Origin of the sequence: Amycolatopsis sp. cmx-8-4, from assembly GCF_046548675.1 — a bacterium.
In the GTDB taxonomy this organism is placed as follows: Bacteria; Actinomycetota; Actinomycetes; order Mycobacteriales; family Pseudonocardiaceae; genus Amycolatopsis.
Genome location: NZ_JAEBDZ010000006.1, coordinates 260449 through 283502, shown reverse-complemented (window position 1 = coordinate 283502; position 23054 = coordinate 260449). Strand labels below are relative to the sequence as shown.

20 protein-coding genes and 2 pseudogenes are annotated in these 23054 nt (G+C 71.9%); 9 read left to right on the top strand and 13 right to left on the bottom strand.

Annotated features, from left to right (window positions below; translation table 11 throughout):
* Positions 1-127 precede the first annotated feature (127 nt).
* Positions 128-445, bottom strand: coding sequence for a bifunctional 3-phenylpropionate/cinnamic acid dioxygenase ferredoxin subunit (locus tag ACLJQZ_RS15300; RefSeq protein ID WP_326944285.1), 318 nt, complete (start codon positions 443-445; stop codon positions 128-130).
* Positions 446-609: 164 nt separating this feature from the next.
* On the opposite strand from ACLJQZ_RS15300, the gene ACLJQZ_RS15295 reads away from it, so the two are divergent.
* On the top strand, positions 610-1395 hold the full coding sequence (locus ACLJQZ_RS15295; RefSeq protein WP_326944286.1) for an IclR family transcriptional regulator: 786 nt from the start codon (positions 610-612) through the stop codon (positions 1393-1395).
* On the opposite strand, the gene ACLJQZ_RS15290 is transcribed toward ACLJQZ_RS15295, so the two are convergent.
* The gene (locus ACLJQZ_RS15290) at positions 1392-2363 is read right to left on the bottom strand and encodes a helix-turn-helix transcriptional regulator (RefSeq protein WP_410620645.1); all 972 of its coding nucleotides are present in this window, start codon (positions 2361-2363) and stop codon (positions 1392-1394) included. The two genes, ACLJQZ_RS15295 and ACLJQZ_RS15290, sit on opposite strands and share 4 nt — an antisense overlap.
* 64 nt (positions 2364-2427) lie before the next feature.
* On the opposite strand from ACLJQZ_RS15290, the gene ACLJQZ_RS15285 reads away from it, so the two are divergent.
* The 5 genes and pseudogenes from ACLJQZ_RS15285 to ACLJQZ_RS15265 form a co-directional block, all read left to right on the top strand.
* A complete protein-coding gene (locus tag ACLJQZ_RS15285) occupies positions 2428-2877 on the top strand; it encodes a hypothetical protein (RefSeq protein WP_410620644.1) in 450 nt (149 codons plus the stop codon).
* An 87-nt stretch (positions 2878-2964) separates the two neighbouring features.
* Positions 2965-5154, top strand: a complete 2190-nt coding sequence (locus ACLJQZ_RS15280) for an FAD-dependent oxidoreductase (protein WP_410620643.1) — start codon at positions 2965-2967, stop codon at positions 5152-5154.
* Positions 5151-6278, top strand: a complete 1128-nt coding sequence (gene solA, locus ACLJQZ_RS15275; protein ID WP_410620642.1) for an N-methyl-L-tryptophan oxidase — start codon at positions 5151-5153, stop codon at positions 6276-6278. The genes ACLJQZ_RS15280 and solA overlap by 4 nt, the downstream gene beginning before the upstream one ends.
* Before the next feature lie 107 nt (positions 6279-6385).
* Positions 6386-6448 (top strand): annotated as a pseudogene (locus tag ACLJQZ_RS15270) (hypothetical protein); the annotation flags it as partial.
* A gap of 65 nt (positions 6449-6513) precedes the next feature.
* Positions 6514-6717, top strand: a pseudogene (locus ACLJQZ_RS15265) (integrase core domain-containing protein); the annotation flags it as partial.
* A 9-nt stretch (positions 6718-6726) separates the two neighbouring features.
* Here the strand turns inward: ACLJQZ_RS15265 and ACLJQZ_RS15260 are convergent.
* The 3 genes from ACLJQZ_RS15260 to ACLJQZ_RS15250 all read right to left on the bottom strand — a co-directional run bounded on the left by ACLJQZ_RS15260 (position 6727) and on the right by ACLJQZ_RS15250 (position 8776).
* Positions 6727-7368, bottom strand: coding sequence for a dTMP kinase (locus tag ACLJQZ_RS15260; protein ID WP_328644754.1), 642 nt, complete (start codon positions 7366-7368; stop codon positions 6727-6729).
* Between the two features lie 71 nt (positions 7369-7439).
* Entirely contained in the window at positions 7440-8207 is a 768-nt protein-coding gene (locus tag ACLJQZ_RS15255) for a hypothetical protein (RefSeq protein ID WP_410620641.1), read from the bottom strand.
* Complete coding sequence (locus ACLJQZ_RS15250; RefSeq protein ID WP_410620640.1) at positions 8204-8776, bottom strand: papain-like cysteine protease family protein; 573 nt, start codon at positions 8774-8776, stop codon at positions 8204-8206. Before ACLJQZ_RS15250 ends, ACLJQZ_RS15255 begins: the two co-directional genes overlap by 4 nt.
* A 247-nt stretch (positions 8777-9023) precedes the next feature.
* On the opposite strand from ACLJQZ_RS15250, the gene ACLJQZ_RS15245 reads away from it, so the two are divergent.
* Complete coding sequence (locus ACLJQZ_RS15245; RefSeq protein WP_326951655.1) at positions 9024-10022, top strand: hypothetical protein; 999 nt, start codon at positions 9024-9026, stop codon at positions 10020-10022.
* A gap of 309 nt (positions 10023-10331) precedes the next feature.
* Here the strand turns inward: ACLJQZ_RS15245 and ACLJQZ_RS15240 are convergent, their stop codons facing one another.
* The 3 genes from ACLJQZ_RS15240 to ahcY form a co-directional block, all read right to left on the bottom strand.
* On the bottom strand, positions 10332-10769 hold the full coding sequence (locus ACLJQZ_RS15240; protein WP_410620639.1) for a type II toxin-antitoxin system VapC family toxin: 438 nt from the start codon (positions 10767-10769) through the stop codon (positions 10332-10334).
* Positions 10766-11053 carry a FitA-like ribbon-helix-helix domain-containing protein gene (locus ACLJQZ_RS15235; protein WP_410620638.1) on the bottom strand — a complete coding sequence of 96 codons (288 nt, stop codon included), beginning with the start codon at positions 11051-11053 and terminating at the stop codon, positions 10766-10768. The genes ACLJQZ_RS15240 and ACLJQZ_RS15235 overlap by 4 nt, the downstream gene beginning before the upstream one ends.
* Positions 11054-11156: 103 nt before the next feature.
* Positions 11157-12629, bottom strand: coding sequence for an adenosylhomocysteinase (ahcY, locus tag ACLJQZ_RS15230; protein ID WP_410620637.1), 1473 nt, complete (start codon positions 12627-12629; stop codon positions 11157-11159).
* A gap of 105 nt (positions 12630-12734) precedes the next feature.
* Between ahcY and ACLJQZ_RS15225 the strand changes: the two genes are divergently transcribed.
* Positions 12735-14993: a hypothetical protein gene (locus ACLJQZ_RS15225; protein WP_410620809.1), complete on the top strand. Its 2259-nt coding sequence runs from the start codon at positions 12735-12737 to the stop codon at positions 14991-14993.
* Between the two features lie 66 nt (positions 14994-15059).
* On the opposite strand, the gene ACLJQZ_RS15220 is transcribed toward ACLJQZ_RS15225, so the two are convergent.
* The 5 genes from ACLJQZ_RS15220 to ACLJQZ_RS15200 all read right to left on the bottom strand — a co-directional run bounded on the left by ACLJQZ_RS15220 (position 15060) and on the right by ACLJQZ_RS15200 (position 19298).
* Complete coding sequence (locus ACLJQZ_RS15220; protein ID WP_326944297.1) at positions 15060-15734, bottom strand: LPXTG cell wall anchor domain-containing protein; 675 nt, start codon at positions 15732-15734, stop codon at positions 15060-15062.
* A gap of 268 nt (positions 15735-16002) precedes the next feature.
* Positions 16003-17538 carry an amino acid permease gene (locus ACLJQZ_RS15215; protein ID WP_410620636.1) on the bottom strand — a complete coding sequence of 512 codons (1536 nt, stop codon included), beginning with the start codon at positions 17536-17538 and terminating at the stop codon, positions 16003-16005.
* 81 nt (positions 17539-17619) lie between these two features.
* The gene (locus tag ACLJQZ_RS15210) at positions 17620-18537 is read right to left on the bottom strand and encodes a cation diffusion facilitator family transporter (protein ID WP_410620635.1); all 918 of its coding nucleotides are present in this window, start codon (positions 18535-18537) and stop codon (positions 17620-17622) included.
* An 84-nt stretch (positions 18538-18621) separates the two neighbouring features.
* Entirely contained in the window at positions 18622-18939 is a 318-nt protein-coding gene (locus tag ACLJQZ_RS15205; RefSeq protein ID WP_410620634.1) for a helix-turn-helix domain-containing protein, read from the bottom strand.
* Complete coding sequence (locus ACLJQZ_RS15200) at positions 18936-19298, bottom strand: type II toxin-antitoxin system RelE/ParE family toxin (RefSeq protein WP_410620633.1); 363 nt, start codon at positions 19296-19298, stop codon at positions 18936-18938. The genes ACLJQZ_RS15205 and ACLJQZ_RS15200 overlap by 4 nt, the downstream gene beginning before the upstream one ends.
* A gap of 127 nt (positions 19299-19425) precedes the next feature.
* On the opposite strand from ACLJQZ_RS15200, the gene ACLJQZ_RS15195 reads away from it, so the two are divergent.
* Positions 19426-22377, top strand: a complete 2952-nt coding sequence (locus ACLJQZ_RS15195; protein ID WP_410620632.1) for a BTAD domain-containing putative transcriptional regulator — start codon at positions 19426-19428, stop codon at positions 22375-22377.
* Positions 22378-23054 lie beyond the last annotated feature (677 nt).

Sequence of the window (23054 nt, the reverse complement as noted above, 5' to 3'; positions counted from 1 at the left end):
GATTTTGGTGGACCAGGTAGGAAGATGGGGGAAAATGCAAAACCCCAGGTCAGAGGCCAGTCCCGTAAGGCCACCTTCAGGGACTCCGGGTCTCTCAAGGCGGCCTTCACGGACCTGCGGGAAGGGCTCAGGGGGTGACGGCCGGGACCGGCGCGTCGACGAAGACGACGCCGTCCTCGACGACCACGCGGTGCGTCCGCACGGCCTTCTTGGCCGGCAGGCAGGTGGGCGCGCCGGTGCGCAGGTCGAACCGGGCGGCGTGCAGCGGGCACTCGACGAAACAGCCCTCCAGCCAGCCGTCGGCCAGCGATGCGTCCTGGTGGGTGCAGGTGTCGTCGACGGCGAAGAAGCCGGCTTCGGTGTGGAACACCGCGATCGGGACGGGCCCGTCGAGGCGGCGGGCTTCGCCCTCGGGCAGGTCGGTGACGGCGCAGGCGCGGATCATCAGGGCCTCCGGAAACGACTGGCGGGATGCCGGGACGGTTCGTGAAAGTTGCGCATTGCGCGACGCTGCGCTTCTTGCGCAACAATCCGGTCCGAGGGGCGGCCGCGTCAAGAGATTCGCCCACTCAGCCGATAGGGAGTGCGCAAAACGGATAGTGTTGCGCTATGCGGAACCAGGACTCGGGCAACGCAACTCAGAGCCAGGTGCAGTCGGTCGACCGGGCGATCAGCGTGCTGGAGCTGCTCGCCCGCAACGGCGAAACCGGCATCACGGAGATCGCGGGCGAGCTGGGCGTGCACAAGTCGACGGCGTCGCGCCTGCTCAGCGTCCTGGAGTCGAGAGGCCTGGTCGAGCAGCTCGGCGAACGCGGGAAGTACGCGATCGGCTTCGGCATCGTGCGGCTGGCGGGCGCCGCGACCGGGCGGATGGACCTGGCGAAGCTCGGCCGCACCAGCTGCCTGAGCCTCGCCGAGGAGCTCGGCGAGACCGTGAACATCGCCATCGCCGACGACGGCGTCGCGATCAACATCAGCCAGGCCCGCGGCGCCGCGGCGATCACCACGCAGAACTGGACCGGCCAGCGGACGCCGTTGCACGCGACCTCCAGCGGCAAGATTCTCTTGGCCTACATGGCCGAAGCCGAACGCAAGCGGGTGCTGAAGCGGAAGCTGGAGCAGTACACGCCCCGCACGACCGTCGAGCCGGACGAGCTGATGACCGAGCTGGAACGGATCCTCGAGGACGGCTACGCGGCCTGCTACGAGGAGTTCGAGCTCGGCATGCACGCGGTCGCGGTGCCGATCCACGGCCCGGGCGGGGACGTCGTCGCCGCGATGAGCGCGTCCGGCCCGTCCTACCGGCTCTCGAAGCAGCGGGTGAAGCAGATCGTGCGGCCGATGGCCGAGGCGGCGGACGACCTGTCCGCGCAGCTGGGTTACTTCCGGGACTAGTACAGCCGGGCCATCGCCCGGATCGTCTTTCCCATGTGCGCCACCAGTTCCGCGGGTTCGAGGACCTGCGCGTCCGCGCCGAGCCGCAGCAGCCCGGCGGCGGCGTGCGGCACGCTCTCCAGCGGGACGGTCGCACGCCGCCAGCCCTCGGCGTCCGCGGGTTCGAGCGTGTGCGAGACGAGCCGGGCCGCCTTCGGGCCGAGGATGTCCGGCAGGGCCGCGATTCCTGCCGGCGAGAGGCGGACGACGGCCGTCTCGTCGATGTCCGCCGCTTCGTACCGCTCGACGTGCGCCCGCCAGAACTCCGCGAGGTCGAAGGCAGCGGGCCGGGTGAACTTTTCGTCGAGCGGCGTCAGGGCCACGATGTTCGTGACGCGGTAGGTGCGCGGCTCCGACCGCCCGGCCGCGACGAGGTACCAGACGCCGGCCTTGAGGACCAGGCCGAGCGGGTGCAGCCGCCGCGTCACGACGCCGGGACGCGGTGACCAGCGGCGGTAGCGGACCTCGACGACCTGGTCCCGCCACAGGGCTTCCGCGGCGGCGAGCAGCTGCGGCACCGGGTCCGCTTCGCGGTACCAGCCGGGCGCGTCGAGGTGGAACCGCTGCCGGATCCGCGTCGACGCGTCCCGGTACGGCGTCGGCAGCGCCGCCGTCAGCTTCAGCTCGGCCGCGGCCACCTGGGCGCCCAAGCCCAGCTCGGCGGCGGGCTGCGGCAGCCCGGTCAGGAACAGCGACTCGGCTTCGTCGGCGGTCAGGCCGGTCAGCCGGGTGCGGTAGCCGTCCATCAGCTGGTAGCCGCCGCTCGGGCCGGGCTCGGCGTAGATCGGCACGCCCGCCGCGGCCAGGGCCTCGACGTCGCGGTACACCGTCCGCGCGGTCACGCCCAGCTCGGCGGCCAGGCGCGACGCGCTCATCCGGCCGCGGTTCTGCAGCAGCAGAAGCAGGGACACCAGCCGGCTCGCACGCACCCGGCGAAGTCTGCCAGCCACCACTGACAGAAGGTGTCAGTGATCGCGGCCCAGGATCGCCGTCATGAACGACTTCGACTTCCTCCACGGCTCCTGGACCGTCGTCAGCCGGCGGCTCGAGACGATCTTCGCCGGCTGCGACGACTGGGACGTCTACCCCGGCACCACCACCTGCCGGACCCTCTTCGAGGGCGGCGGCAACACCGAGGAGATCCGCTTCCCCGCCCGCGGGTTTCGCGGCTTCACGCTGCGCCTGTACGACGTCGAGCGGAAGGAGTGGTCGATCTACTGGGCCAACGACCGCACCGGGGTGCTCCAGCCGCCGGTCGTGGGCACCTTCGCCGACGGCCGCGGCGACTTCTACGGCGACGACGTCCACGAGGGTCAGCCGATCAAGGCGCACTACCTCTGGTCGGGCACCACGGGGCCGTCGCCGCGGTGGGAGCAGGAGTTCTCGGCCGACGGCGGGAAGACCTGGGAATCCAACTGGGTCATGGAGTTCACCCGGGCTTGAACGGGCACCTTTTCGGGCGCTTGACAGCAAGTCGCGCATGACGCACGTTGTTGCCGAAGACGCAACTTTGCCCGGAGGGATCCCGCGATGGCACAGCCCCGGGTGGTGGTCATCGGCGCCGGCCTCGTCGCCTGCGCGCTCGCCGACGAGCTGACCGGACGCGGCTGGACCGACGTCACGGTGCTGGGCGGCGGCGAGCGGCCCGACACCCCCGGGCTCGTGTTCCGCACCGACGCGGACCGCACCCTGACGGAGTTCGCGAAGTACACCGTCGCGAAGTACAGCGGCCTCACCCTCGACGGCCAGTGGTGCTTCAACCCGGTGGGCAGCCTGGAGCTCGCGACGACTCCCGAGCGGCTCGCGGACCTGAAGCGGCGGCGCGGCTGGGCGACGTCGTGGGGCGTGCGCGGCTTCCCGCGCGCGCCCCACGAGTGCGCCGACCTGCACCCGCTCCTCGACGAAACCCGGGTCCTGGGCGGGTTCCACGTCCCGGGCGACGGCCTCCTGCACGCCGGGCACGCGGCCGAGGCCCAGGCGCGGCGGGCCGCCGGGCGGGGCGCCAAGTTTCTCGACGACGACGTCGTGGCGATCGACCGCGCCGGCGGGCGCGTCACCGGCGTCGTCACGGCTTCCGGGCGGCTGCGCACCGACGTCGTCGTGTCGTGCGCCGGCGCCGGTGGGCTCGTCGGCTTGGCGGTGCCGCACGTGCCGCTGCCGCACCGGTACGCGCGGACGTCGCCGCTGGCGGAACTGGCCGGGCACAACGACGACCACGCGCAGGCGGGCAAACCCGTGCTGCGCCACCACGACCGCGCGCTCTACGTCCGCGAGCACGTCGACCGGCTCGGCATCGGCGCGCTCGACGTCGGCTCGGACGACTTCGACGCGGCGTGGGAGGCGGCGGCCGCGCTGCTGCCCGCGCTCCGCGACGCCAAGGCCGAGACCGTCACCACCGTGACGCTCCCGGGCACGCCGGACGGGCTGCCGTTGCTGGGCGAGCACCCGGACCTCGAAGGCTTCTGGGTGGCCGAGGCCGTCCGGGACGAGCACTCCGCCGGGGTCGCGCGCGAGCTGGCGCGCTGGCTGGTCGACGGGCAGCCGGCGCTGGCCGTCCACGGCTGCGATCTGGCCCGCTTCGACCGCGTTTCGGTGCGGGGCCGCCGTTTCGCCGAGGTCCACGAGATCGTGCACCCGCTGGATCCCCGGGAAGCACTGCTGCGCAGCAGTCCCTTCGCCGAGCGGCAGGCCGAGCTGGGCGCGCACTTCCTGCCGTCGGGCGGCTGGGCGCGCCCGCAGTGGTACCAGGCCAACGCGGACCTGCCCGGCGTCTCGGCGCGCGCCGGCTGGGCCGCGCGGCACTGGTCGCCGATCGGGAGCGCGGAGGCGCTCGCGGCTCGCGAGCGCGTCGCGGTGTTCGACCTGACCGCCGCGCCGCGGCTGGCGGTCACCGGCCCGGGCGCGCTGCCGTTCCTGCAGGCCATGACGACCGGCGACCTGGCCGAGCCGCCGGGCTCGGTCACCCGCACGCTGCTGCTGAGCGAGGACGGCGGGGTGCGCGGCCAGGTGACCGTGGCCCGGCTCGGCGACGAGCGGTTCCACGTCGGCGCCTCCGGCCGGGCGGACTTCGACTGGCTGCGGCGCCACCTGCCAGGAGACGGCGCCGTGCAGCTCCACGAGACCACGCCCGGCACCTGCTGCGCCGGCGTCTGGGGGCCGCACGCCGACGACGTCCTGCCGGAACTGTCCACAACGGACTGTTCGGCCGAGGAGACCTACGTGGACGACGTCCCGGTCGTCGCGTTGCGACTGTCCACTGTGGGCGTTCCCGGCTGGGAGCTGCACGCCACGGCGGATGTGGGCCGCCGGCTGTGGGACACCCTGCGGGCGCGCGGGATCGTCGCCGCCGGGCACCAGGCGTACACGAGCCTGCGGCTGGCGGCCGGGGTGCGCGTGCCGGGCGTCGACGTCACCACCGAGCACGATCCGTACGAAGCCGGGCTCGGGTCCGCCGTCCGGATGGACAAGGGCTACTTCCTCGGCCGCGACGCGCTCGCCGGCCGCGGCGACGCCGTCACCGGCCGCCGGCTGACCCGGTTGCGCGTCGACGGCGTCGTGCTGGGCAAGGAGCCGGTGTACGTCGAGGGCCGCGCGGCCGGGTACGTCACCAGCGGGGACGAATCGGTCGCCTACGCCTGGCTTCCGGTGGAGTACAGCGTGCCGGGGACGCGGGTGGAGATCGAGTACTTCGGCACGCGCATTCCCGGGAGGGTCACATGACGCACTACGACGTGATCGTGCTCGGGCTCGGCGGCATGGGCAGCGCCGCCGCGTACCGGCTGGCGCAACGCGGGCAACGGGTGCTCGGCCTCGACCAGTTCGCGCCGGTGCACCACCTCGGGTCGAGCCACGGCGGTTCGCGGATCACGCGCCAGGCCTACCTCGAAGGCCCCGGGTACGTGCCGCTCCTGCTGCGGGCCCACGAACTGTGGGACGGCCTCGAGCGCGACAGCGGACGCCGGCTGTTCACCCGCTGCGGCGGGCTCATGGTCGGCACGGCGGCGTCGCGGACGATCACCGGCAGCGTCGCTTCGGCCGAGGCGTTCGGCGTGCCGCACGAACTGCTCGACGCTCGTGAAATGCGCCGCCGGTACCCGACGACGTCCCCGGCGCCCGACGAGGTCGCGCTGTACGAGCCGGGCGCCGGGCTGGTGTCGCCCGAGGGCAGCGTCGCCGCGCACCTGCAGCTCGCCGCGCGGTGCGGCGCCGAACTGCACCACGAGGAGAAGGTGTTCACCTGGAGCACCACGGCCGGCGGCGTGCGCATCGGGACCTCGCACAACTACTACACGGCCGACCGGCTGGTGCTGTGCCCCGGCGCGTGGGCCGGCGAGTTGCTGCGCGACCTCGGCGTCACGTTCACCGTGCGGCGGCAGGTGCAGTACTGGTTCGCGCCTTCGGGCGGGGTCGAGCCGTTCCGCCGGCACCCGGTCTACATCTGGGAAGGCGACGGCTACACGTTCTACGGCTTCCCCGCGCACAACGCGGCGGGCGACGGCGTGAAGGTCGCGTTCCACAGCGGCGGCCGGCCGTGCACGCCCGACGGCCTCGACCGGACGGTGACCGACGCCGAGGTCCACGAGATCGCCACGGTCGTCAAGCGCCACCTGCCGACGCTGCCCGGCGCGTTCCTCCGCGCGGTGACGTGCATGTACACCGACACCGCCGACGAGAGCTTCGTGCTGGCCCCGCACCCGGCCGAGGAGCGGGTGCTGCTGGCGTGCGGCTTCTCCGGCCACGGCTTCAAGTTCGCGCCGGTGGTCGGCGAGATCGTCGCGGACCTGGTCGTCGACGGGACGACCGCGCACCCGATCGCGCAGTTCGACCCGGCGCGCCTGCTTTAGGTGTGATGTCCAGGGAGGTTGGTCCCGGGTTGAGGTGAGCGGTAACAAGGCCGGACCCGCACAGCAGCGACGAAGATGTTCATCGTCGCTGCGAAACCGCCGCGAAGCGGGCTCGCCGTTACCGCGCCGAAGGCGCGGCCGGGATAGCTGACCGCAGTTGCCGTCCGCACCACAGCCCGTGCCCGCACACCTGTCCGGTCGATCGTGCGACTGCGGTGGCGGCAGCGGCTGGGCCCGGTCCAGATCGGCGCAGACCAACGGCAAGATCGAACGTTTCCACCGCACTGTGGCCGAAGGTTGGGCCTACGCCCGCTGCTACCCAGCGGAGACCCTGCGGCGGGCGGCGCTACCGGGCTGGCTGCACTTCTACAATCATCGCCGACCCCACAGCTCAACCGGCGGCAAGCCGCCGGTCACCCGGCTGACCAACCTCCCCGGCCCGTCTGCTTTAGGCGAGCAGGGTCGCGGCGAGCGCTTCGAGGTCGACGCCCGCGACGCCGTCCAGGACGTGCCACGGCGAGAACCAGCCCGCGGCGGCCAGCTCGTCGTACACCGCCGCGCAGCGCCGCTGGAGGCCGTCGTCGGTCTCGAAGGCGTCGCGCTCGCGGTCGGTCTCGGCCGCCGCGCGGCGTTCGGCGCGCTCCGCCGCGACCGACGCGGCCACCCGCAGCAGCAGGTGCGCGTCCGGGTGCGGCAGGCCGAAGCGGTCGACCTCCAGCTCCCACACCCACTTCACGACCTCGCCGGCCGCGTCCTGCCCCAGGCGCGCGGCCGCGTACGCGGCGTTGGACGCGACGTACCGGTCGAGGAGAACGACGTCGTGCGCGTCACGCAGGGCGCGAATCTCGTCCGCGGCACCGCTGCGGTCCAGCGCGTAGAGCACGGCCATGCCGTACACCGAGTCGGCGAGGTCGCCGTGCCCGCGGTGCAGGGCCTCCTTGACGAGGTCCGCGTGCACGCTCTCGCCGTACCGCGGGAAAGCCAGCTTCGCCACGCTCGCGCCCTTGGCGCGCAACGCGTTCGTCAACCCTTCGGTCAGCGTGCGCTTGCCCGCGCCGTCGAGTCCTTCGATGACCACCAGTCGCCCCATGGGCGTCACAGTAACGGTGGTGGACCGGCGGGCTCGGTGGAAGGGGATCGACGCCGAGCCCGCCGGTACGACTAGGCGGGAGCCCGCCGCAGGTGCAGCACGTAGTAACCCGCGCCGCTGACCAGGAGGACGCCGGCCAGGATCAGCAGCGGGACCCAGCCGGTGTCGTTGCTGGACGGTGCCGGGCCGCCGTCGCCGCGGGGCATCACCGAGCCCGTGGCGCCGTAGCCGCCGGCCTCGCCGTCGCGGTCGTAGGCCGAGCCGGGGAGCTTGTCCGCGTACTTCGCCCCGACCGCCCGCTGGTAGTCGGCGAGGCTCAGCGCGACGCCGCCGGCGAGCGGCGTGACACGGCCGTCGCCGACCGCGTACCAGGCGTCGACCTGCGGTTCGTGCAGCAGCTGGGCGCCGGCGGGCAGCTTGCGGGCGAAGGACGTCTCGACGTCGCCCGAGGCGATGTTGCCGACCTGCCAGGCGCCGTCGTCACCGCGGACCGACCAGAGCGTCGCGGTCCGGCCGTCGGAAGCCTGGACGGGCACGGCGAAGTAGGAGAACTCGCCCGGGGTCGCACCCGGCGTGCCGGCGACGAAGTCCGGGGACAGGTCGTAGACCGGGTAGGCGTCCGGCGCGATCCGCACCGAGACCGGCGCTTCCGACGCGCCGGGCGCTTGGGCGAAGAACCGGACCAGGGTGTCCTGGAGCCCGGGCGCGGCGGCCGCGCTCCGGGCCGCCGCGGCGTCGGCGCTGCTGATGCCGGCGGCCTGGGCCGCGCCTGACACCGGTGCCGTCATCAGCAGCGCCGCGCCGGTCAGCACGGCGAGCACCAGCGCCCGCCTGCTCATCGGGCGATCCCCGTGAGCGTGTGCGTCCAGGTGAAGGACGAATTCTGCGTGTAGTACCCGTAGGTCGACCAGTTGTAGCGCTTGGCCGGCCCCGGGTCACCCCAGTACACCCAGTCGCCACTGGTGTCGTAGCCGTAGAGGACGTGCGTGTGGCCGCCGCCCGAGCGGTAGCCGACCCGGGTCTCGACCGGCCGGTTCGCGGCGGTCTGCGTCCGGATCGAGGCGTAGGGGATGCGGCTGTCGAGGTAGCGGCCGGGCGAGGTGAACCCGAGCCGGGCGAAGGCGCGTTGCGGGTCGGCGAGAGTGCCCGGCAGGTTCGCGCAGCCGGTCCCTGTCGTGTTGTGAGCCAGCTGACAGAAGCGCGTCTGGCTGACGGTGACGCCGTGGTAGGCCGCGATGGTGTTGCCCGACGCCGCCCAGCACCACTGGTTCCGCTGCTGCGCCTGCATCGTGATCTGGTTCCGGACGTTCGACGGCGCTCCGGACGCGGCGGCGGTGGCCGGCACGACCAGGCACAACATCAGGCTCACCGCCAGTGCGGTGTGGACTCTGCTCGACTTCACCAGCACGGACGGCCTCCTGCTCGAACGTGGGCGAACCAGCGGTGGTCACCACGGTGAACAACGCCATCACCCGGAGCAAGAACGCCATCTGGAGGAACGGACCGTTCCGGGGGGTAGCCGGAACGCGGAACAGTCACCATCACGTGGCCAACCACCCTGAACGGGGGTCGGCACGCCCACTCTACGCTGCTAACGTGAACGTTCCGCGGTGTTCACGCCCAGCGCACACACTGGTCGGGTGAAGGGACGAGCGGTGGTACAAGACGGGAACCTTCCACTGATCATCGATGGCGCCCGGGCGACCCGGGCATCGGTCGCCGAACTGCCGAAAGAGCTGACCGAAGCGCTCCGGACCGGCGAATTCCACCATGCCTTGAGACTCGCGATCGCCTACCGCGGCCTCTCGCTCGCCCGGCTGCGCGCGCACCTCGCGCTGCGCGGGGTCCAAATCGGACAGTCGACGCTGAGTTACTGGCAACGCGGGCTGCGGCAGCCCGAGGTACCCAAGGCGCTGCCGGCGGTCCGGGCCCTGGAATCGGTCCTCCAGCTGCCCGCGGACGCCCTCGTGGTGCTGATCGGCCCGCGACTGGTCCGCCGCGGCCACCAGCCGGCGGCGTCGTTCCACGACTTGCGTTCCGGTGACATGGGGTCGATCGTCGAGGACCTGCTCGCCGAGCTCGGCGCGTACCCGTCGTCGAACCACTACAACGGCGACCTCGAGCTGCTGTCGGTCCACGACACGATCACGTTCGACGCCGAGCACCGGCAGGTCAGCCTCCGGACCCGCCTGGTGACGCGGGCGCGCCGGCACGGCCCGGACCGCTACCTGACGGTCTACAACGGCGACCCGGGCTGCCGCATCGACGACGTCGAGCTGATCACGGACGAGGGCTGCCGGGTCGGCCGCATGCGCCGCAACCCGGACGCGGACACGATGGCGACGGAGCTGCTGTTCGACCGCAAGCTCGCTGAGGGCGACATCCACGTGTTCTGCTTCGAGGTCCGCGACGACTCGGGGTCGGCGTCGCCGGGCTACTACCGGATGCTGCGCGACCGCTGCGCGAGCTACCTGGTCCAGCTCCGCTTCGACCGCAACGCCCTCCCGGCCCGCTGCACCCGCCAGGTCCGCGCCCGCGACGACGCCCTGCCGGTGGTGGCGGAGGAACTGGCGTGCGACATGGGCGGCGTGAGCAGCGCGTTCTTCAACGACGCGGGTCCGGGGTTGGCCGGGGTCGCGGTGGAGTGGAACTGACGTCCCGCTGCCCCGGCCTGCACTGCCGCCCCGCGTGTCGTCCCCCCAATCACGCGAGTCGGCTCCCCGATCACAAGTGATGCCTGTCTGATCACGGGTGATGCCGGGTTCACCCCTGACCGCTGCGGCCGACTCGGGTGGCCGAAGGGCCGGCACGCGTGATCGAAGGGTCGGCACGCGTGACTGGGGGGCCGACTCGCGTGATTGGAGAGTCGACACACGTGACCGGGCCGTGACTCGCGTGATCGGTCTCCCGCCGGCGGGACATCGAGGCCGTGACGGGCTACGCGGGGCCGCCGCCGATGACGGTCACAGCACCTCTAACCCGTTGGCCCTGGCCGCCTCGGCTTGGCGGTCGTCCCTGGTCACGAAGGTCACCGGCGCACCGCCGGTCAGCTCCGCCGTGTCGTGCATCGCGACCGCGATGTGGATCGCGGCGAGGGTGCGGAGCGGGTAGTCCAGCACCAGCCTGCGAGCCGCGGCGATGATCCGCGGTGGTGCCAGCGGGATCACCCCGAGCACCGTTCGCGAATCCTGGTCGAACTGGTGCAGGAACTCCTTGGCGTCCGGGATGCGCCCGGTCCGCTGGGCCGCGGTGACCGCGCTCGCGAACTCCAGCCGGGTCAACTCGCTGGTGAGGACCAGGTGCCCGCCGTCGATCAGCAGCTTCCGCAGCTCGACGTGATCGGTCTCGTCGGTGAGGTAGGCCCCGGCCACGGCACTCGTGTCGGCGTAGAGAACGGTCACCGTTCACCCCGGGTCCAGGCGAGCGCCTCGCCGACGGCCGTGCCCCAGCCGCGCGAGAGTTCCTCCAGCCTGTCGTGCCCCGGCGCCTCGCCCTCTGGTTCGAAGACGAGCAGCTTGCCTTCGGCGACGAGGCGGTCGCGTCGTTCAAGCAGGCTCTCGGTCTGTGCCACCACACCCCGCAGGGCCTCGGTGACCAGGTCGTTCATGCTGCGCCCCTCAGCTTCGGCGCGAGCCTTCAACCGGGCGTGCAGCTCGTCGTCGATCCGGGTGATCAGCTGCTTCACGCCACCATGATAGCGCGTCACCCGTTCGTGCTATCACTGTTCGCGACGCAGAACAGAAAGGCCGCCCCGGACGTGTCCGGGGCGGCCTGACCTGTCAAAAGGCTCAGTAGCGGTAGTGGTCCGCCTTGAACGGGCCTTCGACGTCGACGTCGATGTACTCGGCCTGCTCCTTGGTGAGCTTGGTCAGCTCGCCACCGAGCGCGTCGAGGTGGATCTTCGCGACCTTCTCGTCGAGCTTCTTGGGGAGGCGGAAGACCTCCTTGTCGTACTCCTCGTGCTTGGTGAACAGCTCGACCTGCGCGATCACCTGGTTGGAGAAGCTGTTCGACATCACGAACGACGGGTGGCCGGTCGCGTTGCCCAGGTTGAGCAGGCGGCCCTCGGACAGCACGATGATCGTGTTGCCGTTCGGGAAGATCCACTCGTCGACCTGCGGCTTGATGGTGATCCGCCGGATGCCCGGGTAGCGCTGCAGGCCCGCCATGTCGAGCTCGTTGTCGAAGTGGCCGATGTTGCCCAGGATCGCCTGGTGCTTCATCTTCGCCATGTCCTCGACCAGCACGACGTCCTTGTTGCCGGTCGTCGTGATCACGATGTCGGCGGTGGGCAGCGCGTTCTTCAGCGTCTGGACCTGGTAGCCGTCCATCGCCGCCTGCAGCGCGCAGATCGGGTCGATCTCGGTGACGATCACGCGGGCACCCTGGCCGCGCAGCGACTCCGCCGCGCCCTTGCCGACGTCGCCGTAACCGCAGACGACCGCGACCTTGCCGCCGATGAGGACGTCGGTGCCGCGGTTGATGCCGTCGATCAGCGAGTGGCGGATGCCGTAGCGGTTGTCGAACTTCGACTTCGTCACGGCGTCGTTGACGTTGATCGCCGGGAACAGCAGCTCACCGGCCGCGGCCAGCTGGTACAGCCGCAGCACGCCGGTGGTGGTCTCCTCGGTGACGCCGCGGATGCCCTCGCCGATCTTCGTCCACTTGCCGGTGTCCGAAGCGACCGACGCCTTCAGCAGCTCGAGGAACACGCGGAACTCGTCCGAGGTGTTCTCGTCCGGGGCCGGCACGACACCCGACTTCTCGAACTCGGTGCCCTTGTGGACGAGCATGGTGGCGTCGCCACCGTCGTCGAGGATCATGTTGGGACCCTCGCCGTCCCAGGTGAGCATCCGCTCGGTGCACCACCAGTACTCCTCGAGCGACTCGCCCTTCCACGCGAAGACCGGGACGCCCTTGGGCTCCTCGGCCGTGCCGTTCGGGCCGAGGACGACCGCGGCGGCCGCGTGGTCCTGCGTCGAGAAGATGTTGCAGGACGCCCAGCGCACCTCGGCACCCAGCGACACCAGCGTCTCGATGAGCACGGCGGTCTGGACGGTCATGTGCAGGGAACCGGAGACCCGCGCCCCGCGCAGGGGGTAGACCTCCGCGTACTCGCGCCGCAGCGCCATCAGTCCGGGCATCTCGTGCTCGGCGAGGCGGATCTCCTTGCGGCCGAATTCGGCGGCATCGAGGTCGGCGACGGCGAACTCGATGCCGTTGCGGGTCTCGTGCCGCTTGGCAACGCTTTCGGGGGTCATAGTGGCGATTCCTCCAAGACTCGATGACTACCGAACACTACCGTTGTCCGCTCGACCTTCCCTAGAAAGCGATTCGCGGCAGCTCAGGAGGCCTTCACCGTGCCCATGCCCGGCCCGGACACCCGCGTCGTCGAAATCCGCGTCGCCGGCCTCGTGGGCACCAGCGGCGAGACCCTGCTCGACGCGGTCGCGACCGTCGACGTCGCCGGCGACGGGCTGGGCCGCGTGATCCGCCCGGCGGACCGGCTGCGGCGGCCGGCACCGGGGCCGATGCTGCCGGCACTGGGCCGGTCGATCCCGCGGACCCTCGAGGGCTACCTCTGGCACGGCATGACGTCGGGGGGCGCCGCGAAGGCGACCTGGGCCCTGCTGTTCCCGTTCTCCCTGGCCAACGTCGCGTTCTGGATGCTGCCGGCGGTCCCGCCCGGCCGCCGCCTCCCCCGCGTGCTCGGCGCGGTGTGCCGCGGCCTGCTGCGCGTCGCGGCCCTGCTGCTCACCATGCTGCTGATGGGCCAGCTCGCGGCGATCGCGCTCGACCTGTTCGCCGCGCAGTGCCTGGCCCCCGGCTCGGGCTGCCTGCCCGCGATCCCGGACAACCTCCGCACGCTGCCCGCGCGGATCGTGGTCGGCGTCCTCCCGCTGCTCGTGGTGATCTTCGTGCTGCACCGGATCTCCTCGGCGAGCTGGGCGGTGCACGCCGAGAGCGACCGCGTCGAAGGCCCGCTGCGGATGCGCACCGGCTCCGGGACGCCGGCGCTGCGCGGGCTGCACACCGTCGCCGCGCTCGCGTCGGTCGCGCTGCTGCTGCTCGGCGGGCCGTTCCGGGTGCCGGGGGCCGTCTTCGACCTGGTCGTCTGGATCGCCACGCTGGCGCTGGTGCTCGCCGCCGTCGGCGCCGCGGCGATCGGCACGGACACCGGCCGGATCGCCCGCCGCGGCCTGATCGCGTTCGCCGTGCTGCTGGTCGTCGTCGCGGCGGTGCGGCTGCGCCCCGGCCCGGGCCGGCTGCCGGGGACCAACGGCGTCGTCGAGGGCCTCGGCGCGTCGCTGGTCGGGGTCACCGTGCTGTTCGCGCTGTTCCTGGCCCCGGCCGCGCTGCTGGCCCGGACCACCTGGAAGCACAAGCCGCGCCGGCTGCGGCCGTGGGCGGGCGGCTGGGCGGCCGCGCCGGTGCTCGCGCTCGCCGAGCTGCTCGGCGGCGGGTTCGGTGCCGGGCTCGCCGAAGCCGTCCGGCGCCTCTCCGGGGCCGGGCTCCTGCAGGTGCCCGACACGTACCTGCTGGTCACGGTCCTGTGGGGCGCCGGGCTGGCGCTCGCGGCGGTGCTGTCCCTGCTGGGTTTCGCGGTCGCCGTCCCGGTGCGCCGGCTGCGGCGGGGCATCCCGGCGATCGTCGGGCTGATGGAGCACGACGCCCAGCAGGAGGCCCAGGCCGCGGCGGCGTGGGCGCGGTCGGCGTGGGAACGGCGGCACCTGCACCACCTGGCCCTCACCGTGGCGTCCGCGATGTCGGCGGGCGGCGCGGCGCTGCTGGTGCTGCGGTTCGGGTTCGGGCTGGTCCCCGGCTGGTTCGGGCCGCTGTCGGCGATCGGCGTCGTCGCGCTCGGCGCGCTGGCGGCGGGGCTGCTGCGCGTCGTCTACACGGCCGCGCGCACCCCGCAGCGCAGCCGGCACCTCGGCGCGCTCGCCGACCTCGTCTGCTTCTGGCCGCGGGCGGCGCACCCGACCGTGCCGCCGTGCTACGCGCTGAAGGTCGTCCCCGAACTGGCCGCGCGCGTGCGCGAGCACCTCAAGGAGCCGGGGACGCGGGTGGTGCTGTCCGGCTACAACCTCGGCAGCCTGCTCACGGTCATGGCCGCCGCGCGGCTCGCGGCCGAACTGCCGGAGACCGACCGCGAACGCGTCGGCGTGCTGACCGCCGGCTCACCGCTGCAGTGGGGCTACCAGCGCGCGTTCCCCGCGCTGCTGCCGCAGGAGTCGCTGGAGCAGCTCTTCGAAAGCCTCGACGGCCGGTGGCGGGCGCTGTGCCGCGGCACGGACATCTTCGGCGGCGGCGTGACGACGTGGCGGCACGAGGTCTCCGACCGGAAGCTGTACGGCGTCGGCTTCCTGGCCGAAGGCGGCTGCGGCCCGTTGAAGGCGAAGGCCGACGAGAACGGCGTCCTCATCCTGGGCGGCGACCACTGGCTGCCGGATCCGCTGCGCGGCCCGACCGGGCGGCACCGCTGGGCGCCGGGGGTGCTCAGGCACCAGGACTACGTCGTCGACGCGGAATGGGACCACGCCGTCGCGATGGCGGCCGGGCTCGGCAAACCGAACGGCGGCGTACAGGGGCTGCTCTTCCCGGACTTCCCCGGAAAGCCGTGAAGGCCCCCTTCCCGGCATCTTGAGCCGGTAAGGGGGACTTCACGGAACTTTCGGGCTAGCTCAGCTTCACTCGGAAGCCTTGCGGCGGAACTTCAGCAGCGCGAGCAGGCCGCCACCGCCGAGGATCAGCAGCGCGGCGATCCACACGAGCCACATGTTGTCGAAACCGGTGTTGGCCAGGCCGCCGCCGGTGCCGGACTCGTTGCCCGCGGGCACGACGGCCGGCGCGGTCGAGCTGGTCGGCGAGACCGAGGTGTCCGAGGTCGCCGGGGCGCTCGGCTTCGTGGCCTCGGTCGTCGGGGCCGGCTTGGTCGGCGCCGTCGTGGTCTCGGTCGGCTTGGTGACCGTCTTCGAGCCGCAGAGGTACCACTTCTCGATGCCGGCCTGGTGGCCGTTGCGGCTGAACGGCGCGCGCAGGTCGGTCCACGGGGCGTTCTTGTCCAGGCCGCGGGCGCCCGGGGTGTAGTCGTTGAAGCCGTCGTCGCCGCCGATGACGACGATGCGCTTGACCGTGACGCCTTCGTTGACCTTGGTGATGGCCAGGCGGTTGTTCGTGATCTTGGCGACGACGTCGCCCTGGCCCAGGTCGGTGCCCTCGGCGCACGGCGTGGCCTTGCCGGGCGTCGGGTGCGGGCGGTTGTCGTCACTGTGGCAGGCCAGCGCGGAGCCGGCGGTGCCGATGAGGGCGGCGGCGGTGAGCGCGATGATCGCGGCCGAGCCGCGGAGGGTACGACTACGCATTCAGAACTCCTGTGCCAGGCGGGGGGACACCTTGGAAAGTTGTGATCGCGGCACCACCTAGCGTGAAATCACACTGCTGTAATTCACCCGTCAGTGGCACACGAAGGATCGAAAGGTATCGCACGTCACTCGGCCCGCTACATGGGGTCCCCTTTTGGGCACCAAAAGCAAGATCGTCTCGCGACGCCCGTTCTGCCCAGATCCACAAAAAACTCCGCCGACCTGCGGAAAGCAGGTCGGCGGGGCGCACCACGAAAGAGTGGGTGAATCAGCTCCCGGAGGGCTTGGCCGGCGATTCGACGCCTTCGACACCGTCGGCCTGACGCTTGCCGAGCAACGAGTGCCGGCGGCTGTAGGCGAAGTAGATGACCACGCCGATCACCATCCACACGATGAACCGCAGCCAGGTCAGCACGGTCAGGTTCAGCATCAGCCAGAGGCAGGCCAGGATGGCCAGGATCGGGATGAGCGGCACCAGCGGCACCTTGAACGCCCGGGGCAGGTCAGGGCGCGTCCGGCGCAGGATCAGGACGCCCGCCGACACCAGCACGAACGCGAAGAGCGTGCCGACGTTGACCATCTCCTCCAGCTTGTCCGCCGGGAAGAACGTCGCCGCGAGGGCGACCAGACCGCCGACGATGATCGTCGCGCGCTTCGGCGTCCCGCTCTCGCCGGTCTTCGCCAGGTTGCGCGGCATCAGGCCGTCGCGGGACATGGCGTAGATGATCCGGACCTGGCCGAGCATCAGCACCATGACGACGGTGGTCAGGCCGGCCAGCGCGCCGAAGGAGATGAGGTTGGCCGCCCAGTCGACGCCGTTGGCTGAGAACGCGGTGGCGAGCGTCTTGTGGCTGCCGTCGCCGGCCGAAGTGGCCAGGTCCTTGTAGGACGTCATGCCCACGACCACGAGCGAGACCGCGACGTAGAGCACGGTGACGATGATCAGCGAGCCGAAGATGCCGCGAGGCACGGACTTCTGCGGGTTCTTCGTCTCCTCGGCGGTGGTCGCCACGATGTCGAACCCGATGAACGCGAAGAACACCAGCGAGGCGCCGGCCAGCAGGCCGAAGACGCCGTACGAGCTGCTCGCGCCGCCCGCGATCAGCGAGAAGAGCGACTGGTCGACGCCGGTCTCGCCCGCACCGCCGGTCGAGCCCGGCGGGATGTACGGCGTGTAGTTGGCGCCCTTGATGTAGAAGATGCCGAGGATGATCACGAACAGCACCACGGCGACCTTGATGCCGGTGATCACCATCGAAACCCGCGAGGACAGCTTGGTGCCGACGGCCAGCAGCGTCGTCAGGATCGCCACGACGACCAGCGCGCCCCAGTCGACCGTGACGCTGCCGATGTCGAACGTCGTCTTGGCGCCCTTGCCGAACAGGTAGCTCAGCACGGTTTCGAGGTACACCGACCAGCCCTTGGACACCGCGGCGGCGCCGACGGCGAGCTCCAGGATCAGGTCCCAGCCGATGATCCACGCCATGAACTCGCCGAACGTGGCGTAGGAGAACGTGTACGCGCTGCCCGCGACCGGCACGGTCGAGGCGAACTCGGCGTAGCAGAGCGCCGCCAGCGCGCACGCGATCGCGGCGAACACGAACGCGAGCGAGACCGACGGGCCGGCGTAGTCACCGGCCGCGCGCGCGGTGAGCGTGAAGATGCCCGCGCCGATGACGACCGCGACACCGAACACCGTGAGGTCCCAGGCGCTCAGGTTGCGCCGGAGCTTGGTGTCCGGTTCGTCGGTGTCCGAAATAGACTGCTCGATGGATTTGGTGCGCCACAATCCCGTTCCGGGCACGGTTGACCTCCTGCGGCTGGCCTGGGTGTTTCGCAGTAGGTCACCCTAACGGGTCACGCCGTGGTCGGCTCGCTGAAAGCGCTACCTCGTGAGGCTGCGGTCCAGGTCCGGCTCGAGGTAGATGAGCTTCGCGACCGGCACCTTCGAGCGCACGCGCGCCTCGGCGTCGTCGATGGCCGTGGCCACCTCGGCGGTGTCGAGGCCGGGCACCAGCGCGAGCTTCGCCGCGACGAGCAGCTCGTCCGGACCGAGGTACTGGGTGCGGATGTGGATGACGCGCTCGACCTTGCCCGCGGCCAGCTCGTCGACGATCGTCGCGAGGACCCCCGGGTTGGCGCCTTCGCCGATGAGCAGGCTCTTCATCTCGACGATCAGGATGATCGCGATGACGCCGAGCAGCAGGCCGATGCCGAGGGTGCCGACGCCGTCCCAGACCGGATCGCCGGTGACCACCGACAGCCCGACGCCGAGCAGCGCGAGGACGAGACCGAGCAGCGCGCCCGCGTCCTCCAGCAGGACGACCGGCAGCTCCGGCTCCTTGGCCTGGCGGATGAAGCCCCACCAGCTGACGTCACCCTTGATCTTCTTCGACTCGCCGACGGCGGTGTAGAAGCTGTAGCCCTCGAGGCCCACCGCGACGAGCAGGATGATCACGGCGACGATCGGCGACGAGAGCGGCTCCGGCTCACCGATCTTGTGGATGCCCTCGTAGATCGCGAAGGCGGAGCCGAGGGTGAACAGCAGCAGCGCGACGATGAAGGAGTAGAAGTACCGGTCGCGGCCGTAGCCGAAGGGGTGCTCCTTGTCAGCCGCGCGCTTCGACGTCTTCTGGCCGAGCAGCAGCAGGCCCTGGTTCGTGGTGTCGGCCAGCGAGTGCACCGACTCCGCCAGCATCGACGACGACCCGGTGACGAGGAAGCCGACGAACTTCGCGGCCGCGATCCCGGCATTGGCTCCCAGCGCGGCGATGATCGCCTTGGTTCCGCCTCCAGCTGACACGACCGCTCCCCGGGTAGGTCCTGAATGTCCGGGTGGAGCGTAATAGGCGAGCCGCCGGAGGGTCCCCACCGGCCGTGATTTCACTCAGGCGATGGCAGCGATGTCGCCGTCTTCGAAGTAGATCGACTGGTGGAGCCGACCCCCTAAGGCCTCGGCGTATCGGGCGAGTACCTCGAGGCCGGAGACCTTGCCCTGTTCGATCTGCGAGACCCGGCCTTTCGTGACGCCCATGCGCTCGGCCAGCTGCTGCTGGGTCAGACCGCGGCTACGGCGGATCTCGGCGAGGCGATGCCCTTGCACCGTGGCGAGCAGCTCTTGCTTGCCCGCCTCGACCGCTTCCTCACCACCGGCGCGCTCGACGTGCGTCGCGCGCACGTCCTTCCAACGCGAGTACCCCGTCACTTCCGGCCCTCCTCTGCCTGGCGTTCCTTCAGGTAGCGTTCGTATCGATCTTCAGCCTGCGGAATCGCTTCCCTGTACCAGGCGTTCCACTGTCCCGCCTTGTCCCCGGCGATGAGCAGCACACTCGACCGCCACGGATCGAAGACGAACAGGATCCGCACGGTACCCGGCCTCAGCTCCTTGAGGTTCTGGATCCGAGACCCGACGATCGTGTCGACCAGAGGCCGCCCCAAGCCGGGGCCGCCCTCCGCCAGAGCGTCGATCGCCTGCACCACACGGGCATGCGTCGGGTCGTCGAGCTGCGTGATCCACTCGAGAACTTCATCGGCAACGTAGATTTCCCAGTCCTGACCCGGCACCCGTCGAGTATAGCGATCACTATACTTTCCCGATCGGGCGAACGCCAGCTCCGGACCTTCGGGCGCCGATTCTGTCGGTGCCCTCCGCTACCGTGGCCCTCCCTGCTCGCCCGTCCAGGAAGGTGACATGGCGTACTTCGCCGTGCTCGGTGCGCTCGCGATCGAAAGCCCGCCGGGCCAGTGGCCGGTGCTGCGCGGAGCCCGGCAGCGCACGCTGCTGGCCGTGCTGCTGCTGAACGCCAACCAGCACGTCCACGTCGACGTGCTGGTCGAAGCGCTGTGGCCGGAACGGCCGCCGAAGTCGTACGCCTCGAACCTGCACACCTACCTCTCGCGGCTGCGCGAGCGGATCGACGGCCTGCGCGTCGAGCACGGGCCGCTCGGCTACCGGCTGCGGGCCGAGCCGCACGAGCTCGACCTGCTGGCGTTCCGGGCGGCCGTCGCCGAAGGGAAGCGGGCCGGGGACGCCGTCGCCGCGTCGAAGCACTACCGGCGGGCGCTCGCGCAGTGGCGGGGACCGGTGCTGGCCGGGCTGCCCGTGCCGCGGCTCGAGGCCGACGTCGCACGGCTGGAGTCCGAGCGGCTCGCCGTCTTCGAGGACTGCGTCGACGCCGAGCTGACCGCCGGGCGGCACGGGGAGCTGACCGGCGAGCTGCAGGCGATGATCACCGAGCACCCGCTGCGCGAACGGCTGGCCGCGCAGCTGATGACCGCGCTGCACCGCGCCGGCCGGCAGGGCGATTCGCTCGAGATCTACCGGCGGCTGCGGACCACGCTGATCGAGGAGCTGGGCGTCGAACCGGGCGCCGAAGCCCGCCGGGTGCACGCGGCCGTGCTGCGCGGCGAGGATCCGGTGCCGCGGCAGCCCGCGCCGGTCTGGCCGGTGTGCCAGCTGCCGCCGGACGTCGCGGACTTCACCGGCCGCGACGCCGAACTCGCGGAACTCACCGAAGTACTGGGCAGCGGTGACGGCGTCCCCGTCGCGGTGCTCAGCGGCGAGCCGGGCGCGGGCAAGAGCACCCTGGCCGTGCGCGCCGCCCACCGGCTGCGGGCGCGGTTCCCGGACGGCCAGCTCTACGTCCCGTCCGGCCCGCGTGACCTCGGTGACGTCCTGGCCGACCTGCTGCGCGCGCTCGGCGTCACCGGCCCGGCCATCCCGGACGACGTCCGCGCCCGCGCGGCGGTGTTCCGCGGCCGGCTGACCGACCGCCGGGTGCTGGTGGTGCTCGACGACGCCACCGACCCCGAGCACGTCCGGACCCTGCTGCCGGGCACGCCGGGCTGCGCCGTCCTGGTGACGAGCCGGCGCCGGCTCAGCGGCCTCGCCGGCGCGCACCGGCTGCCGCTCGGGCCGCTGCCGGACGCCGACGCGGCGAGCCTGCTGACCCGGCTCGCGGGCGGCCGCGTGGCGCGGGAACCCGCCGACGCCGCGCGCATCATCGCGGCCTGCGACCACCTGCCGCTGGCGCTGCGGATCGCGGGCAGCAGGCTGGCCATCCGCCCGCACCTGCGGCTCGCCGAGCTGGCCGACCGGCTCGAGGACGAGGTCCGCCGGCTCGACGAGCTGACGGTCAGCGACCTCGGCGTCCGGGGCAGCATCGCGCTCAGCTACGACGGCCTCCGCCCGCTCACGCGGCGCGCGTTCCGGCTGATCGGCCGCTGCACCAACCTCGACCTGCCCGCCTGGGCGGTCACCGCGCTGATCGACGACCCGGGGGCCGACGAAGCCGTCGAAGAGCTCGTCGAGGCCAGCCTGCTGGAGTCCGGCGGCCCGGACGAGACCGGCGAAGGCCGTTACCGGCTGCACGACCTCGTCCGTCTCTACGCGACGGAGCTCGACGCCCCGGACGGCGGCGGCCTGCGCACGGTGCTGGCGGCCACGCTCGCCCTGGCCGACACGGCGGCGGCGCGGCTGCCACGCACCGTGCCGATGCCGGCGCTGGCCCGGAAAGCACCCCCGCAGCCGTTGCCGCACGAGCTCGTCGAGCGGCTGCTGGCCCGGCCGGAGCGCTGGTTCGCCGCCGAACGCGCGAACCTCCTGCTGCTCGTCGGCACGCTGTGCGGGCTGGGCCGCCGGAACGACGCGCTGCTCCTGCTCGACCGCCTCAGCGGGTACCTGTACCTGCAGGGGCACTACGCCGACATGCGCGCGGGGTACGAGACGGTGCTGGCGGCCGCGGGCGAAGACCGCCCGCTGGCGGCGATCGCCGAAGCCAACCTGACGCTGCTGCGCCACGCCCGCGGCCAGTACGAGGAGGCCGCGGCGGGGTACCGCGAATGCGCGAAAAAGCTGGAGGAGCACGGCGATCGCCGCACCCACGCCTGGGTGTCGGCCAATCTGGCGCACTGCCTGATCGGACTCGGCCGCGCGGAAGAAGCCCTGCACACCGCCGCGCACGCGCGCGAACTGTTCACTGTGGACGGTGAAGTGGCCGAGCTGGGCTGGGTCCGAGCGGCGGAGTCGGCCGCGCTGCACCGGCTGGGCCGGGTCGTCGACGCCCTGGACGTCGACGAGGAAACCGTGGCGCTGGCCCGAAAATCCGGCGAGCCGCGAGAGCTGGGGATCGCCCTGCACGGCGTCGCGTGGTCGTTGCTGCTCAGCGGACAGCCTCTTGAAGCTGCATCGGCGATCACGGAATCGGTGACGCTGCTGCGGACGACACCGGCCCGGTCGTCGCTCGCGAAATCCCTGCGCACGCTGGGAGCGATCGAAGCGTTCCGAGGCGAGCGGCGGCGGTCGGTGGAGGCCTTCGAGGCGGCTCGTGACCTGGCCCGGGAGCTGGACGAACGGCCGCGCGAGCTGTCATGCACCCGAGCGATCGCCGCGAGCTGGATCGGCGAAGGCCGTGCGGCACAGGCGATCCCGGTGCTGCGAGCGTGCCTGGACGAGTTCCGCGAGATGGGCGGCCGCCCCGCGACGAGCCTCACGTGGCTGGTCCTGCACCGCGCGTACGAGGCGACCGGCGACAAGGCAGCGGCGGCCGAGGCAGCCACGGAGGCGGCGGCACTGACCGAGCCACGCGACGCCAGCGCGGCAACCCTGCGGCGGGCTTTGCTGGCGCTCACCGAGCCGGTCTGACGAACGAGTCGGCGCCGGACCCGCAAGCCGCAGCCGCGGAGCTTTCGGCTCCGTGGGACTTTCACAGGCTGCGGAGCTTTCACCCCGCTGCGGAAGGGCCGAAGCGGGGTGGTGTCGCCCCCTCGCGACACCACCCTCACCGGGCAACCGCAGCCACGCCTCCCCGCGTGACCACGCCCACCCGCACGACACCAGGACAAGACCCCCTCGGCGACACCGAGCGGCACCATCCGAGCCGGGCAACCGCACCTCCCCGTGCGACTTGGGCCCTCGCGGCACCACTCGATCCTGCAACCCGCGGCCGCACCTCCCCGCGCGACCCGCACTCCCTTGCTGCACCACCCGGCCCGGCAAGCCGCAGCCACGCCTCCCCACGCGACCCGCACCCCTGCCGGTCTTCCGGCAGCAGCCACGCCTCCCCACGCGACCCGCACCCCTGCCGGTCTCCCGGCACCAGCCGCGCCTCCCCGCGTGACCACGCCCCTACAACACCGCCCGGCCTCCCGACCCGCAGCCACGCCTCCCCGCGCGACCACGCCCCCCGCCAGAACCGAGGCCCCGCTCGCCGACGCCGGGCAACCGACCGGCGTCACCCCCAGCAGCGTCCGAGACCTCTCGTTCCCTCCCGGAAATCGACAGCACGAGGCTCCAGGACCACCCCTACAACCGATACTGGC

Bases quoted from the DNA above. Each gene is read 5' to 3' on its own strand.
- ACLJQZ_RS15300 (WP_326944285.1), bottom strand. From the start codon at position 445: ATGATCCGCGCCTGCGCCGTCACCGACCTGCCCGAGGGCGAAGCCCGC.
- ACLJQZ_RS15295 (WP_326944286.1), top strand. From the start codon at position 610: ATGCGGAACCAGGACTCGGGCAACGCAACTCAGAGCCAGGTGCAGTCG.
- ACLJQZ_RS15285 (WP_410620644.1), top strand. From the start codon at position 2,428: ATGAACGACTTCGACTTCCTCCACGGCTCCTGGACCGTCGTCAGCCGG.
- ACLJQZ_RS15280 (WP_410620643.1), top strand. From the start codon at position 2,965: ATGGCACAGCCCCGGGTGGTGGTCATCGGCGCCGGCCTCGTCGCCTGC.
- solA (WP_410620642.1), top strand. From the start codon at position 5,151: ATGACGCACTACGACGTGATCGTGCTCGGGCTCGGCGGCATGGGCAGC.
- ACLJQZ_RS15260 (WP_328644754.1), bottom strand. From the start codon at position 7,368: ATGGGGCGACTGGTGGTCATCGAAGGACTCGACGGCGCGGGCAAGCGC.
- ACLJQZ_RS15255 (WP_410620641.1), bottom strand. From the start codon at position 8,207: ATGAGCAGGCGGGCGCTGGTGCTCGCCGTGCTGACCGGCGCGGCGCTG.
- ahcY (WP_410620637.1), bottom strand. From the start codon at position 12,629: ATGACCCCCGAAAGCGTTGCCAAGCGGCACGAGACCCGCAACGGCATC.
- ACLJQZ_RS15225 (WP_410620809.1), top strand. From the start codon at position 12,735: ATGCCCGGCCCGGACACCCGCGTCGTCGAAATCCGCGTCGCCGGCCTC.
- ACLJQZ_RS15220 (WP_326944297.1), bottom strand. From the start codon at position 15,734: ATGCGTAGTCGTACCCTCCGCGGCTCGGCCGCGATCATCGCGCTCACC.
- ACLJQZ_RS15195 (WP_410620632.1), top strand. From the start codon at position 19,426: ATGGCGTACTTCGCCGTGCTCGGTGCGCTCGCGATCGAAAGCCCGCCG.